This window comes from Modestobacter marinus, from assembly GCF_019799945.1.
Classification (GTDB): domain Bacteria; phylum Actinomycetota; class Actinomycetes; order Mycobacteriales; family Geodermatophilaceae; genus Modestobacter; species Modestobacter marinus_B.
The window spans coordinates 47927-62607 of the sequence record NZ_JABGCH010000019.1; the positions used below are offsets into that span (position 1 = coordinate 47927).

15 protein-coding genes are annotated in these 14681 nt (G+C 75.2%); 8 read left to right on the plus strand and 7 right to left on the minus strand.

Going from position 1 to position 14681, the window contains the following annotated elements; all coding sequences use genetic code 11:
* Window positions 1-51: 51 nt before the first annotated feature.
* From HK417_RS15855 to HK417_RS15865, 3 genes are all read right to left on the minus strand, one after another.
* Window positions 52-1068: a 1-aminocyclopropane-1-carboxylate deaminase gene (locus tag HK417_RS15855; protein WP_222268166.1), complete on the minus strand. Its 1017-nt coding sequence runs from the start codon at window positions 1066-1068 to the stop codon at window positions 52-54.
* Window positions 1058-1708, minus strand: coding sequence for a GntR family transcriptional regulator (locus tag HK417_RS15860; RefSeq protein ID WP_261326949.1), 651 nt, complete (start codon window positions 1706-1708; stop codon window positions 1058-1060). The genes HK417_RS15855 and HK417_RS15860 overlap by 11 nt, the downstream gene beginning before the upstream one ends.
* A 302-nt stretch (window positions 1709-2010) precedes the next feature.
* On the minus strand, window positions 2011-2568 hold the full coding sequence (locus HK417_RS15865; protein WP_222268170.1) for a GNAT family N-acetyltransferase: 558 nt from the start codon (window positions 2566-2568) through the stop codon (window positions 2011-2013).
* Between the two features lie 62 nt (window positions 2569-2630).
* Between HK417_RS15865 and HK417_RS15870 the strand changes: the two genes are divergently transcribed.
* Both HK417_RS15870 and HK417_RS26520 read left to right on the plus strand, forming a co-directional pair.
* Window positions 2631-3401 carry a Mut7-C RNAse domain-containing protein gene (locus tag HK417_RS15870; protein ID WP_308123626.1) on the plus strand — a complete coding sequence of 257 codons (771 nt, stop codon included), beginning with the start codon at window positions 2631-2633 and terminating at the stop codon, window positions 3399-3401.
* Window positions 3398-4030, plus strand: coding sequence for a GNAT family N-acetyltransferase (locus HK417_RS26520; protein ID WP_222268172.1), 633 nt, complete (start codon window positions 3398-3400; stop codon window positions 4028-4030). Before HK417_RS15870 ends, HK417_RS26520 begins: the two co-directional genes overlap by 4 nt.
* Here HK417_RS26520 and HK417_RS15880 read toward each other — a convergent pair.
* The gene (locus tag HK417_RS15880; RefSeq protein ID WP_222268174.1) at window positions 4015-4356 is read right to left on the minus strand and encodes a dihydrofolate reductase family protein; all 342 of its coding nucleotides are present in this window, start codon (window positions 4354-4356) and stop codon (window positions 4015-4017) included. The genes HK417_RS26520 and HK417_RS15880 overlap by 16 nt on opposite strands.
* Window positions 4357-4420: 64 nt before the next feature.
* On the opposite strand from HK417_RS15880, the gene HK417_RS15885 reads away from it, so the two are divergent.
* From HK417_RS15885 to HK417_RS15910, 6 genes are all read left to right on the plus strand, one after another.
* Window positions 4421-4606: a hypothetical protein gene (locus HK417_RS15885; protein WP_222268176.1), complete on the plus strand. Its 186-nt coding sequence runs from the start codon at window positions 4421-4423 to the stop codon at window positions 4604-4606.
* 34 nt (window positions 4607-4640) lie between these two features.
* Complete coding sequence (locus HK417_RS15890; protein WP_222268178.1) at window positions 4641-5054, plus strand: VOC family protein; 414 nt, start codon at window positions 4641-4643, stop codon at window positions 5052-5054.
* 118 nt (window positions 5055-5172) lie between these two features.
* On the plus strand, window positions 5173-6456 hold the full coding sequence (locus tag HK417_RS15895; protein ID WP_222268180.1) for an Nramp family divalent metal transporter: 1284 nt from the start codon (window positions 5173-5175) through the stop codon (window positions 6454-6456).
* 114 nt (window positions 6457-6570) lie between these two features.
* A complete protein-coding gene (locus HK417_RS15900; RefSeq protein WP_222268183.1) occupies window positions 6571-7263 on the plus strand; it encodes a DUF5701 family protein in 693 nt (230 codons plus the stop codon).
* A gap of 11 nt (window positions 7264-7274) precedes the next feature.
* Window positions 7275-7832: a dihydrofolate reductase family protein gene (locus tag HK417_RS15905; RefSeq protein ID WP_222268185.1), complete on the plus strand. Its 558-nt coding sequence runs from the start codon at window positions 7275-7277 to the stop codon at window positions 7830-7832.
* A 50-nt stretch (window positions 7833-7882) separates the two neighbouring features.
* The gene (locus HK417_RS15910) at window positions 7883-8665 is read left to right on the plus strand and encodes an SDR family NAD(P)-dependent oxidoreductase (RefSeq protein WP_222268187.1); all 783 of its coding nucleotides are present in this window, start codon (window positions 7883-7885) and stop codon (window positions 8663-8665) included.
* 3 nt (window positions 8666-8668) lie between these two features.
* On the opposite strand, the gene HK417_RS26525 is transcribed toward HK417_RS15910, so the two are convergent.
* From HK417_RS26525 to fabG, 3 genes are all read right to left on the minus strand, one after another.
* Window positions 8669-10987 (minus strand): fibronectin type III domain-containing protein, encoded by a 2319-nt coding sequence (locus tag HK417_RS26525; protein WP_222268188.1) that lies wholly within the window; start codon window positions 10985-10987, stop codon window positions 8669-8671.
* Between the two features lie 18 nt (window positions 10988-11005).
* Window positions 11006-13693, minus strand: a complete 2688-nt coding sequence (locus tag HK417_RS15920; RefSeq protein WP_222268190.1) for a fibronectin type III domain-containing protein — start codon at window positions 13691-13693, stop codon at window positions 11006-11008.
* Window positions 13694-13816: 123 nt separating this feature from the next.
* Entirely contained in the window at window positions 13817-14572 is a 756-nt protein-coding gene (gene fabG, locus HK417_RS15925) for a 3-oxoacyl-ACP reductase FabG (RefSeq protein WP_222268192.1), read from the minus strand.
* Window positions 14573-14681 lie beyond the last annotated feature (109 nt).

A 14681-nucleotide genomic window follows, 5' to 3' on the forward strand; every position in this document is an offset into this window, starting at 1 on the left:
CCCGGCCTGCGCGAACCCGGCCTGGGAGAACCCGGCCGCAGAGAACCCAGCCTAGGAGAACAGCGCGCTGTAGCCGTTCAGCGCCGGCTGACCACCCAGGTGCGCGTACAGCACGGTCGACGACCGGTCGATCTCCCCGCGCCCGACCAGGTCGATCGTCGAGGCCATCGACTTCCCCTCGTACACCGGGTCGGTGACCATGCCCTCGGTGCGGGCGGCCAGCTCCATCGCCGAGATGGTGGTCGCGTCCGGGATCCCGTAGACGCCCGCGTGGTACCGCTCGTCCAGCTCCACGTCCGCGGCGGTCAGCTCGCGCCGCAGGCCGATCGCCCGACCGGTGCGCTGGGCGATCCGCAGCACCTGGTCCCGCGTCTCGGCCGGCTTCGCCGACGCGTCCACGCCCAGCACCCGCCGCGGCCGGCCGCCCTGCTCCTCCAGCTGCGCGAACCCGGCCACCATCCCCGCCTGGGTCGAGCCGGTCACCGAGCACACCACGACGGTGTCGAAGAAGACCCCGAGCTCCGCCTCCTGCGCGGCGACCTCGTGCGCCCAGTTCGCGAACCCGAGCCCGCCCAGCGGGTGGTCCGACGCCCCGGCCGGGATCGGGTACGGCTTCCCGCCGCGCTCCTCGATCTCCCGCAGCGCGGTCTCCCAGCTCTCCTTGAACCCGATGCCGAACCCGGCCTTCACCAGCCGCACGTCGGCGCCCGCCAGCCGGCTGATCAGGATGTTGCCGACCTTGTCGTAGACCGCGTCGGGCCAGTCGACCCAGCTCTCCTGCACGAGCACGCACCGCAGGCCCACCCGCGCGGCGACCGCCGCCACCTGCCGGGTGTGGTTGCTCTGCACCCCGCCGATCGACACGAGGGTGTCGCAGCCCTGCGCGAGCGCGTCGGCCACCAGGTACTCCAGCTTGCGGGTCTTGTTGCCCCCGAACGCGATGCCGGAGTTCACGTCCTCCCGCTTGGCCCAGACGGCGGCGCCGCCCAGGTGCTCGGTCAGCCGGTCCAGCCGGTGCACCGGTGACGGGCCGAACAACAGCGGGAAGCGGGGGAAGTCAGCGAGCATCGGGGGTCTCCTCCAGTTCGGACAGCAGCGCCGTCCAGATCTCGGTGGTGGTGGTGACGGCGTCCTCGACGTCCCCGGCCGCGCAGGCGGCGATCAGGCGGTCGTGCAGCGCCACGGACTCCCGGCCGTGCGCCGCGGCGAACCGCTGGCGCTCCAGCCGGCGCACCGCCGGGGTGAACCGCTCGACCGTGGCGGTCACCGCGGCGTTGCCGCACCGGTCCAGCAGGACCCGGTGCAGCTCGTCGTCCGCGGCGAGGGCCGCCGGGAGGTCGTCGGCGGCCAGCGCGTCGGCGAACCGGCCGTTCGCCGCACGCATCGCCGCGACGTCGTCCCCCGTCACCCGGCCGGCCGCCGTGCGGACGGCGAGCTCGTGCATCGCGCGCACGACGACGGCGGCGTCCCGCACCTGACGCAGCACCAGCGGGGTGACCCGGGTGTGGCTCTGCGGCTTGGCCTCGACCAGCCCCTCGTCGGCCAGCCGCCCCAGGGCCGTCCGCACCGGGGCCACCGACAAGCCGAGCCGGGCCGCCAGCTCGGCGTCCTTGACCATGGCCCCGGGCGCCAGCTCGCCGCTGACGATGGCGTCCCGGATGAGCTGCAGCGCCTGGTCGCGCAGCAGCACACGGGAGACGGGCACCATCGACACAACTGACATCTCAGATGTCAGTGGGCGGTACGTCAAGCGGGCGGTGAATGGCCCAGCAGCCGCTCGTGCTCAGCTCCACGGTGTCCCTACCGTCCGTGCATGCACCTCGACTGGTCGACAACGCCGGCCGACGCACTGCACCTCCCCGGCCCGGAGATCGCCGAGCGCACCGCGGCCGAGCTGGACCCCGCCGTGCCGGTCGTCACTACTTGCCGGTGGGGACGTCCGCCGGCGTCACCCGCCCGGACGTCGACCCGCTCACCGCGCCCACCGGGGTGCGCTGCGGCTGCTGACGGTCAGCGGGCGGGTGGGCAGGAGTCGGGCGGTGGGTCGTTGGCGAGCCGTCCCCAGAGCAGGTCGTCGTGCTTCACGCCGTCCCCGTACCGGTACGAGCGGCGCAGCCGGCCCTCGAGCGTGAACCCGGCCTTCGCCGCCACCCGGGCCGACGCCTCGTTCTCCACCGCGTGGAAGAGCTGCACGCGATCGACCGGCAGGACGGCGAACACCCACCGGCACGCGGCGTCCACCGTCCGCGGGGCGACGGAACGACCCCGCGCAGCCGGCACGGTCCAGTAGCCGATCTCCGCGTTGCCCTGCAGGCGGTCGATCGAGTGCAGCGACAGCGAGCCCAGCAGCCGGTCGGTCGCGTCGACGACCGCCCAGGACGCGTGGTCACCCTCGCTCCAGTCCCGGCGGCGGGCCAGCATCGCCCGGGTGTCGTCGAGCGAGCCCGATCCCGCGCCGTTCCAGAGCCGCAGCGCCGGGTCCTGCAGCGCGGCCCAGACGGCTGGGACGTCGTCCTCCCGCCACGGTCGCAGCAGCAGCTCCCCGACCGGCAGCTCGAACGGCTCCACGCAGGGAGCCTGTCAGCTCGGGGGGCAGCGAGGACAGCGTGCGGACCGGGTAGGACGGCCGCGTGGGCGGCCTGCCGGCAAGAACGAGCGACCAGCGGACCGTGCTGCTCCGGCTCGACCCGGACCTGCGGTGGCTGCTGCCACCGCGGCTGCGGGACGCCGGGCAGCGGGAGCTGGGCTTCGACCCGGACGCGACCGTCGGGCACCTGGTCCAGGCGGCGGGCGTGCCCCTGACCGAGGTCGGGGGACTGCTCCTGGACGGGACGCCGGCCCGGCCGGACGCCCGGACCCAGCCGGGATCCGTCGTCGAGGTGCGCCCGGTGCTCCGGCCGCAGCCCGTCCCGCCCGGCGGCTTCCTGCTCGACGTCGGCCTCGGCGCGCTGGCCCGGCGACTGCGCCTGCTCGGGCTGGACGCCGCCTGGTCCAACGCCGCCGACGACCCGGACCTCGTCGCCCACGCCGTCGCGGAGGACCGGGTGCTGCTCACCCAGGACCGCCGCCTGCTCATGCGACGAGCGCTCCCGCACGGCGCACTGGTCCGCGGCAGCCGGCCGGACGACCAGCTCACCGACGTGCTGGACCGGTTCGTCACGTCCCCTGCACCCTTGACCCGGTGCACGGCCTGCAACGGCGGGCTCGCGCCGGTGCCGAAGGCGGAGGTCGCCGACCGGCTGGAGCCGGGCACCCGGCGCTCCTTCGACGAGTTCAGCCGGTGCACCCGGTGCGGCCGCGTCTACTGGCGCGGCGCCCACGCCCAGCGGATCGACGCCCTGGTGGTACAGGCCGGAGTGGCGCGGAGCCGCCGCGGCCCCCGTGATGGGATCGGCGGGTGAGCGACTCCCCCGTCGTCCGGCGCGCCACCCGGGCCGACGTCCCCCGCCTGGCCGCGACCCTGGCCGCCGCCTACCCCGACTACCGGTGGACGTCCTGGGCGCTCCCCGAGGACGGCCGCGCCCAGCGGCTGCACCGCTGGGCCGAGCTGTGGGGTGCGCTCGTGCCGGTCCTGGACGGGACGGCGTGGGTCACCGACGACGTCACCTCCGCCGCCTCCTGGGTCGCGCCCGGCGCCGGCGCGCCCACCGCCGACCTGCAGTCCGTCATCGACCGCGACCTCCCGCGGGTGTTCGGCTCCCGCCAGCCGGTCGTGCTCGCCAGCGAGCGGCTGGGTGCGCTGGGCCGGCCCGAGGAGCCGCACTGGTGGCTGCACGCCGTCGGCACCCGGCCGGCCAGCCGGCACCGCGGGCTCGGCGCGGCCGTGCTGCGGCCCGTGCTCGAGCGGTGCGACGCCGAGGGGGTGCCGGCGGCGACGACGGTCTACACCTCGACCGCCGTCCGCTGGCTGCAGCGGTCCGGCTTCGCCGTCACCCACCACACCCGGACCGCCGTCGACCACGAGCTGCCGATCTGGACGTTGGTCCGCCGACCCCGCCGCGACCAGCCCGGCGATCAGCCCGGCGAGTAGCGCAGCAGCACGACGCCGCTGCGGAACGGCCGCGACTCGAGCAGCCGCAGCGCGGGCACGCCGGTGCCGTCGGGGAACAGCCGGCGGCCGCGGCCCAGGACCACGGGGAAGACGAACAGCCGGTACTCGTCGACCAGGCCCAGGCGCACCAGGTCGTGGACGAGGGTGATGCTGCCGGTGGTGACGACGTCGCCGCCCGGCCGCTGTCGCAGCGCCTGGATCTCCTCGGCCAGCGGACCGGACAGCACCGTGGTGTTCGCCCACTGCGGATCGGTGAGCGTGCGGGAGACGACGTACTTCGCGACCTGGTCCAGGTGCGCGGTCACCCCGGTCTCGTCGTCGGTCTGCTACGGCCAGTAGCCGCGCATCTGCTCGAAGGTGACCCGGCCGGTGAGGAAGCCGCCGGACGCGGCGGCCTGTTCTCGCACCACCGCGAGCTGGTCGGAGCCGTCCGCCCCGCCGGCGGGCGCGAACTACCCGCCGTCGGCCTCGATGACGCCGTCCAGGGTGATGTTCTCGGTGATCACGATCCGGCTCATCACCGCTCCCTCCCGGCCGTTCCCGTCGCTAGGTTGAGCCTCCCCCGAACCACGACCCCCGGAGGACGACCGTGACCTCGCGCCTGAACCCCTATCTCAGCTTCCCGAACTCGGCCCGGCAGGCGCTGGAGTTCTACCGCGGGGTGTTCGGGGGCGAGCTCAGCCTGAGCACGTTCGGCGAGGGAGGCGGGCTCGAGGGCCCGGACGCGGACAAGATCATGCACGGGCAGCTGGAGACGCCGGCCGGGTACACGCTCATGGCCGCCGACACGCCTCCCGGCACGGACCTCACCGTCGGCACCAACATCGCGATCTCCCTGAGCGGGGACGACGCCGACGAACTGCGCGGCTACTTCGCGGAGCTCTCCGACGGCGGTGCCGTCACCGTGCCGCTGGAGAGGCAGATGTGGGGTGACGAGTTCGGCATGTGCGTCGACCGGTTCGGGGTCGCCTGGATGGTCAACATCGCGGGCGAGGCGGCCTGACCACCCCACCGAGGCAAGGCTGACCTGACCCCCGGGGGCCACAGGTCGGCCCCCACGGTCCCCCCGGGCCGGGCAGAGCAGGAGAGCCAGCCCATCCACGCAGCCCGGGGGTCGTGCCGTGTACCTGTCCAAGACCGAGGCCGCCGTCCTGTCGACCACCGTCGTCGGGAGCCGGCCCCCCGCCGTCCGGACCCGGCGGCGGCTGTGGCCGCTGCTCGGTCCCGCGTTCGTCGCCGCGGTGGCCTACGTGGACCCCGGCAACTTCGCGACCAACTTCTCCGGCGGCGCCTCTTTCGGCTACACCCTGCTGTGGGTGATCGTCGCGGCCAACCTCATGGCGATGCTCATCCAGGCGCTCACCGCCAAGCTGGGCCTGGCGACCGGCCGTGACCTGGCCAGCAACTGCCGGGCCCGGTTCCCCCGGCCGGTCACCTGGGGGCTGTGGGCGCAGGCCGAGGCGGTCGCCGTCGCCACCGACCTGGCCGAGATCGTCGGCGGCGCGGTCGCGCTGTACCTGCTCTTCGGGGTGCCGCTGCCGATCGGCGGGGTGATCACCGCCGTCGTCGCCTTCGTGCTGCTGGCCGCCCAGTCCCGGGGGTACCGCCCCTTCGAACGGGTGATCGCCGGGCTGCTGCTGGTCATCGGCGCCGGCTTCGCCTACACGCTGGTCGCCTCCGGGGTCGACGCCGGCGGCGTCGCCTCGGGGCTGGTGCCCGGCTTCGCCGGCACCGACAGCCTGCTGCTGGCCACCGGCATCCTCGGCGCGACGGTGATGCCGCACGTCATCTACGTGCACTCCGCGCTCACCCCGGGCCGGTACGGCGACGCGGTCACCGCCGGGCGGACGGCGGGAGGACGGCGCCAGCTGCTGCGCGCCCAGCGCCTCGACGTGCTGCTGGCCATGGGACTGGCCGGGCTGGTGAACGCCGCGATGCTGGTGATCGCCGCGCAGCTGTTCACCGGCAATGCCTCGATCAGCTCGCTGGAGAGCGTGCACGCCGGCCTGGGGGCCCAGCTGGGCAGCGGGGCGGCTCTCGCCTTCGCGATCGCCCTGCTGGCCTCGGGCTTCGCCGCCTCGTCGGTCGGCACGCACGCCGGTCAGGTCGTGATGGCCGGGTTCCTGCGCCGGCACATCCCGGTGCTCGTCCGCCGGCTGATCACCCTCGCGCCCGCCCTGCTCGTGCTCGGGCTGGGCGGCGACCCGACGACCGCGCTGGTCTGGTCGCAGGTCGTGCTCTCCTTCGGCATCCCGTTCGCCCTGGTGCCGCTGCTGTGGCTGACCAGCCGCCGCGACGTGATGGGCGCCTGGGTGAACCGGCGGATCACCACGCTCGCCGGCGCGGTCGTGGCCGCGCTGATCATCGGGCTGAACGGCTACCTGCTGGTCAGCGTCGTCCTCTGAGGAGCGGCGCCGAGGACCGGCGCGGCTGCTTGCGCGAGGACATGCCCCGATCATCGGGGAACTCCGGCCCGGCGCACCTCGTTGACCCCCGGCCCGCCCCACCGTGGAGGTCCCGTGCTGCCCCTGCCCGCACTCCCCTCGCTGTCCGACCAGGCCGAGCGCCTCGCTGCCCTCTCGATCCGCGGCGTTCCCGACGCGGACCTGCGCGCCGCCGCCGGCACCGGTCCCGACGGCGGCCTGCTCGCCGTCCACCCCAGCTGCCTGCCCGCCTCCCGGCTCACCGGGTTCGTCGTGCGCGAGGGCAGGCCGGGGTTCGTCGTCGCGGACATGACCGACGTCGACGCCTTCTCGCCCATCCCGGAGGCCGCGCTCCCCGACGCGCCGGTCTACGTCGTCCACGCCCCCGACCGGGGGGACGCGATGGCCAACTGGAGCCCGGACGAGGCGCTGCCGGCCCTCACCGCAGCCGGCCGCAGTCCGCTCACGCTGACCGAGGGGCTGCATTGGCTGCTCCAGCAGCCGGCCGCGCTGGACCGCAACCACTGCTTCATGACGATCGGCTCGCGGCTGCGCCGTCCCGACGGGCGGCTCGACACCCGCACCCCCGCGCTCTGGCTCAGCAACGGCACCGGCCGGGACGGCCGGGAGCGGCGCCACGCGCCCAAGGTCGGCTGGTGCTGGGCCGGCAACCGGCACACCTGGCTGGGCTTCGCCTCCACCACGGGCCGGACTGCACCGGTGAGAATCGCGACCGATCGAGGTCTTCTCGACGACACCACCTCCGACCGGGTCTCCCCGGTCCACTGAAGGGCAGGCGCATGGGCGCGATCAAGGTCCACGAGTTCACCACCGTCGACGGGGTGGTCGACGCCCCGATGTGGACGATGGAGTACGGCTTCCCGGACGACCTGGCCGCGTCCATCGGCACGCTGACGGCGTCGTCGTCCGGCATCCTGCTCGGCCGCACCACCTTCGAGATGTTCGCGCCGGCGTGGTCCACCCGGACGGTGGAAGACGACGAGGGCGCCCCCTTCTTCAACGACACCCGCAAGTACGTGGTCACCTCCACGCTCACCGACGCCGAGTCCGTGTGGGCGAACTCGACGGTCCTGGGTGCCTACGACGCCGACCGGATCCGGACGCTCAAGGAGGAGACGGACGGCGACCTGTACGTCAGCGGCAGCGCCACCCTGGTGCGGGCGCTGCTCGCCGACGGCCTGGTCGACGAGCTGCACCTCTACGTCTACCCGCTCGCCGTCGGGACCGGGATCCGGCTGTTCGCCGACGGCGCGCCGCAGACGCCGCTGTCGCTGCTCGGCGCGGAGGGGCTGAGCAACGGCGTCGCCCACCTCACCTACGGACCGGCGACCGGCTGACCCCCACCCCCCGTGCCGGGCCGCCCGGTCGGATCGGCCACGCTCTGGGCATGGAGATCTCCGGAGCGCGGATCTGGGTCACCGGCGCGTCGACCGGCATCGGGGCGGCGCTGGCCCGGGAGCTGGCCGACCGCGGCGCCCGGGTGGCGATCAGTGCCCGCAACGCCGAGCAGCTGGCCGGGGTCGCCGGGGACCGGATGGTGGCCGTGCCGGTCGACGTCACCGACCGCGCTGCCACGGTCGCGGCCGGCGAGCGGGTGCGGGAGGCGCTCGGCGGGCTGGACGTCGCCGTCCTCAACGCCGGGACGTGGTCGCGGTTCCACGTGGAACCCTGGGACTCCGCCCTGTTCGCCGAGCACCTGCAGGTCAACGTGCTCGGGGCGGTGCACTCGATGGAGGCCGTCGTCCCCCGGATGCTGGCGGAGGGGCGCGGGCGGGTCGTCGGGGTGGCGTCGGTCGCCGGTTACCGCGGCATGCCGGGGGCGGAGGCCTACAACGCCGGCAAGGCGGCGCTGATCAATCTGCTGGAGAGCCTCCGCGGGTCCCTCGCGCCGCGGGGGGTCGACGTGCAGCTGGTGAACCCCGGCTTCGTCCGCACCCAGATGACCGACCGGAACCTGTTCCCGATGCCGTTCCGGATCGAGGTGGACCAGGCCGCCCGGACGATCGCCGACGGCATCGCCCGGGACAAGGCGGAGATCGTCTTCCCGGTGCCGATGATGCTGCTCATGAAGCTGGCCCGGCTGGTGCCGGTCCGCGCCTGGACGGCGCTCACCGCCAGCATGGCCCGGCGGGGACTGCACGGCGGCCGGGAGCGCCGCGCGGCCTCCTGAGGATCAGCCCGGGACCGCGCCCGACCGGCGCCGGCCGACGACGAGGGCCAGGACGCCGGCGGCGAGCAGCAGCGCGCCGAGCAGCAGCACGGGGACAGCCGAGAAGCCGGTGCGGGCGAGGCTCTCGGCGGGGCGGGCGGCCGCCGGGCCGGGGGCGTTCGCCCACGCTGCACCGGGTGTGGCCGCCGGCGCGGTCGTCCCCGGCCCTGCCGTCGCCGGTGCCTGGGTGGTGGCAGGACGCTCCGTCGCGGTGGGTGCTCCTGTCGTCGCCGGCGGCTCCGTCGGGGGCGCGGGCGGCGCGGCCGGTCCCGCGGGGCCGGCCGGGGCGGCCAGCGGCACCACGGCCGCGGCGAAGGCGGTCGGCGCCGAGGTGCCGGCGCTGTTCGTCGCGGTCACCGCGAACCGGTAGCTGACGCCGTTGGTCAACCCGGTCACCGTGCACGAGGTCCCGCTGGTGGTGCAGCCCCGGTCACCGGCGGCAGCAGCCGCGCTCATGGCGCGCATCACCCGCGCCCCGGTGCTCGCGGCCACCCCGATCCGGACCGCGGCCACCCCGGCCGCCAGCGCCGACCCGCCCACCTCGGGGCTGGCCACCACGGTGTACTGCGACACCGGCGCGCCACCGTCCACCGCGGGCGGCGCCCAGGACACCGCGGCCTGCCCGTCCCCGGGCACCACCGCGACGTCGGTCGGCGGACCCGGTGGGGTCGCCGGCGGGGCGACCGGAGCCGCGGCCACCATCGCCGAGGCCGTGCCGGGCCCCGCGGCGTTGACCGCGCGGACGACGACGTCGTAGCTCGTGTCGTTGACCAGCGCACCGCCGTCCGACCCCGTCGCGACCGTGGCCGTGAGCCGGCTCCCGGCCGGCGCCGTCACCAGCGCGGCCCAGGTCGTGCCCCCGTCGGTGCTCACCCGGTAGCCGGTCACCGCCGACCCACCGTCGCTCGCCGGCGGGTCGAAGGACAGGTCCAGCGCGCGGTCCTGCCCGCTCACGAGCAGGCCGGCGACGGGCCCTGGCGTGGTCCGCGGGGTCGCGGCCACCGTCGCCGACGCGGCGCCGGTGCCCGCCGCGTTCCGGGCACGGACGACGACGTCGTAGCTCGTGCCGTTGACCAGCGCTCCGCCGTCCGACCCCGTTCCGACCGTGGCCGTGAGCCGGGCCCCGGCCGTCGCCGTCGCCAGCGCGGCCCACGTCGTGCCCCCGTCGGTGCTCACCTGGTAGCCGGTCACCGCCGACCCACCGTCACTGGCCGGCGCCGCGAAGGACACCTCCAACGCCCCGTCCCGTCCGGTCACGGTCGGGGCCTCCACGGCGGCCGGCGGGAAGAACTCGGCCACCCGGGCGACCGCATTCCTGGAGAACGAGGTCGTCCAGAGCCGGGAGGCGTCCGGGGTGACGGCCAGCCAGCCGGGCGCGAACCCCGCGGCCATCGTGGCCCAGGGCGAGGTCACCGTCCCGTCAGGCGCGATCTTCGCGATGGTGTCGGTGTCGTAGAGGCTGACGTAGACGTCGCCGTCCCCGTCGACGGCGATGCCGCCGGGCCTCCCGGCGACGGTCACCCATCCGGTCGTCAGGACGCCGCTGGCAGAGATGCGGCTGATCACGCCGTTGAGGTCGGCGAGATAGGCGGTGCCGTCCGGGGCGTACGCCACCCCCGACGCGAACGTCCCGGTCGCGCCGCGGACCACGGTGGGCACCCCATCGGCGTCGATGCCGGTCACGGTGCCGTCGTAGCTCGTCAGGAGCACCCCACCCACCGGGTGCGTGACGATCTGGTACGGCCGCGTCGTCACGGTCGCCCACGCACTGGTGACGATGCCGTCGGGGGTCACCTTGGAGACCGTCCGGGCGCCGTAGTTGGCCGTGTACAGGTTGCCCGCCGCGTCGACGGTCAGGTCCAGCGGACCCCCGGGGACGCTCACCCAGGCGGGGTCGGCCGTGCCGTCCGGCGCGATCCTGGCGATCGTGTTGCCCCCGACCCCCCACTGGGCGCTGTAGACCGTGCCACCCGGTGCGACGACGATGCCGCCCGGCCCACCGGGCACCGCCACCGGCGAGCCGGTCGCGGTCCCCGCGTCGGTGATCCGGGACACGGCGTTGTCGTACCAGTGGCTGATGTAGACGGTGCCGTCCGGGGCCAGTGCCAGCCGCTCCGGCAGGCCGGCTGCCAGCGGCACCTCCGTGACCGTCGTCGCGGCCGCTGCGGGCGGCGCGACGACGGTGGCCAGGCCGACCGGCAGCACGGTCGCCGCGGTCAGCACCGCGATCCGGGTCGCCAGCCGGCGGCGACCGGGCAGGACCCCGCGCCAACGAGAGCTCACGACCGCACCCCCTCCCCGTCAGTCCGCGGCCGGGGACGCGGACCTGCGCCGGCCGGCGGCGAGAGCGAGTCCGCCACCGGCGAGCAGGAGAGCCCCCACCAGGAGGGCGACGAGCACGGGGAACCCGGTGTAGGCCAGGCTCTCGGTAGGACGGCCGGCCGCCGGTTCACCGGCCGGGCGCTGCGCCGTCGCCCCGCCGGTGCCGGTCGCCGCCGCTGCGGCCCTCGGCCCCGCGGGCGTCGTGGCTGCGGTGCCGGTCGCCGGCGGAGCCGCGGGCACCGCGGTCGTGGGTGCGGGGGTGGGAGCCGGCGGCTCGGCCGCGGGCACCGCAGGTGCCGGCCCACCCGCCGGGCCGCCCGCGGCGGCCAGCGGCACCACGGCCGCGGCGAAGGCGGTCGGCGCCGAGGTGCCGGCGCTGTTCGTGGCCGTCACCGCGAACCGGTAGCTCATCCCGTTGGTCAACCCGGTCACCGTGCACGAGGTCCCGCTGGTGGTGCAGCTCCGGTCACCGGGCGCCACCGCCACGGCCACGGCCATCGCGCGCATCACCCGCGGCCCGGTCCCCCCGGCCACCCCGACCCGCGCCACGCCCACCCCGGCCGCCAGTCCCGACCCGCCCACCTCGGGGCTGGCCACCACCGTGTACTCCGACACCGGCGCGCCACCGTCCACCGCGGGCGGCGCCCAGGACACCGCGGCCTGCCCGTCCCCGGGCACCACCGCCACCGCGGTCGGCGGACCGGGCGGGGTCACCGGCGGCGCCACCGGCGCCGCCGCCACCGTCCCCGACACGGCACCGGCCCCCAGCGCGTTCACCGCCCGCACGACCACGTCGTAACTCGTGCCGTTCACCAGCGCGCCGCCGGCCGACCCCGTCGACAGCGTCACGGTCAGCCGGCCGCCGGCGGTCGTGGGCGACACCGCTGCCCAGGTCGTCCCACCGTCGGTGCTCACCTGGTAGCCGGTCACCACCGACCCACCGTCGCTCGCCGGGGCATCGAAGACCAGCTCCAGCGCCGCGTCCCGCCCGGTCACCGCCAGGGCGCCCACCGCGCCGGGGGTGGTCGCCGGGGTCGCCGCCACCGTGGCCGATGCGGCGCCGGTGCCCGCGGCGTTCAGCGCACGGACCACGACGTCGTAGCTGACGCCGTTGACCAGCGCACTGCCGTCCGACGCCGTCGAGACGGTCGCCGTCAGTCGGCCGCCGGCGACCGCCGTGGTCACCGCCGCCCAGGTCGTCCCGCCGTCGGTGCTGACCTGGTAGCCGGTCACCGGCGACCCGCCGGTGCTGACCGGGGCATCGAAGACCAGCTCCAGCGCCGCGTCCCGCCCGGTCACCGCCAGGGCGCCCACCGCGCCGGGGGTGGTCGCCGGGGTCGCCGCCACCGTGGCCGATGCGGCGCCGGTGCCCGCGGCGTTCAGCGCACGGACCACGACGTCGTAGGTGGTGCCGTTGACCAGGGCGTTCCCGGCCGACGTGGCGGTGAGGACCGCGGTCAGCCGGCCGCCGGCGGTCGTGGGCGACACCGCTGCCCAGGTCGTCCCACCGTCGGTGCTCACCTCGTAGCCGGTCACCACCGACCCGCCGTCGCTGGCCGGCGCCGTGAACGACACGGCCAACGCCGCGTCCTGCCCGGTCACGGCCAGGGAGCCCACCGCAGCGGGCGGGAGGTACTCGACCACCCGGGTGATCCCGATGGTGTTCAGTCCGGCGGTCCAGAGTCGGGTGCCCGCCGCGTTGACGGCCACCCAACCGGGCTGGAGGGTGGGGGTGAGCAGAGCCCACGACGCGTTGACCGTGCCGTCCGGAGAGATCTTGGCGATGGCGCCGGGCGAGGCGAGGCTGACGTAGACATCGCCGTCCCCGTCCACCGCGATGCCGCCCGGGGCCCTCGGGACCGTCGCCCATGCGGGGCTGACCACCCCGGCGTGTGAGATGCGGGTGATCGTTCCGTTGGGGTCGACGACGTACGCCGTCCCGTCGGGACCCGCCGCAACCCCGACCGACATCGCACCCGTCGCGCCGCGCAGGACCGTCGCCGCGCCGCTGGCGTCCAGGCGGGTGAGGCTGCCGTTGCTGTTCGCGGTGACGACCCCACCCAGCGGATCGACGGCGAGGAAGACCGCCTGGGCCCCCACCGGTCCCCAATTCGCCGTGACGGTGCCGTCGGGGGCCACCTTGCTGACGTTCTGCCCGCCGGGGTTGGCTGTGTACAGGTTGCCGTCCGGGTCGATCGCCAGGGAGTAGCCGTTGTACGGCAGGGACACCCACGCGGGTGTGACATGCCCGTCCGGGTCGATCTTGGCGATGGTCTTGCCGAGGTACTGAGCCGAGTAGACCGTGCCGTCCGCCGTCGCGACGATGCCCATGGGCATGCTCCCGACCGACGCGACGACATCGGTCACCACACCGTCGTCGGTGACCCGGGACACCGTGTTGGCGTTGGCGTTGGTGTTGTAGGCGCTGCCGTCCGGCGTGAGCGCGATCCGGGCCACACCCCCCGCGGGCATGGTGAAGTCGGTCGCCGCAGTCGCAGCCGCGGCGGGGGGTGCGACGACCGTGGCCAGGCCGACCGGCAGCACGGCCGCCGCCGTCAGCACCGTGACCCACGCCGCGAGCCGGCTCCGAGCCGACCGGACCCGCGCCGCGGCAGGGCCCGGCGGGGTCGGCCGGCGCTCCGGCCGGCGGGTGGGCCACCTGGTCATCACGGACGGAACGTAGGGCGCGGCGCGTGGCAACCAGCCCAGTGACGCGCGGCGCCTACCACGATAAGTGAGCGACCGCATTCGGAAGGTGACTTGGCGACTCGGTCACCTTCCGGCCGGGGATCAGTCCCGCGGGCCGCCCGCGACGTAGATCACCTGACCGGACACGAAACTGGCGCCCTCGCTGCACAGGAACGACGCGGTGTGCGCGACGTCGTCGGGGCGTCCGATGCGGGCCACCGGGATCTGCTTGGCCGCCATCTCCCTGAACTGCTCGAACGTCATCCCCATCCGCTGGGCGGTCGCCGCGGTCATCTCGGTCTCGATGAACCCGGGCGCGATGGCGTTGGCCGTGACGTTGAAGCGGCCCAGCTCGATGGCGAGGGTCTTGGTGAAGCCCTGCATGCCGGCCTTGGCGGCGGAGTAGTTGACCTGGCCGCGGTTGCCCAGCGCGGAGGTGCTCGACAGGTTGACGATCCGGCCCCACTCGGCCGCGACCATGTGCTGCTGCGCCGCGCGGGTCATCAGGAAGGAGCCCCGCAGGTGCACGCCCATCACGGCGTCCCAGTCGTCGACGCTCATCTTGAACAGCAGGTTGTCGCGGATGATCCCGGCGTTGTTGACCAGCACGGTCGGGGCGCCGAGCTCCTCGGCGACCCGCTCCACCGCGGCGGTCGCCGAGGCCTCGTCGGCGACGTCCGCCGCCACCGCGAGCGCCTCGCCGCCCGCACCGGTGATCGCCTCGACGGTGCCGGCGCACGCAGCCTCGTCGAGGTCGAGCACCGCGACCTGCATGCCTTCCGAGCCGAGCCGCCGGGCGATGGCCGCGCCGATGCCGCGCGCTGCCCCGGTCACGATCGCCGTCCTCTGCTGTGCCACTGCGTTCTCCTCGTCACGTCGCTCATTCCGTGGCGGCCGACGACCGTCACGTCCACGCGCATTCCATCAAGTCGACCCGGACGGGCGGACACGGGTGCCCGGAGGGGCC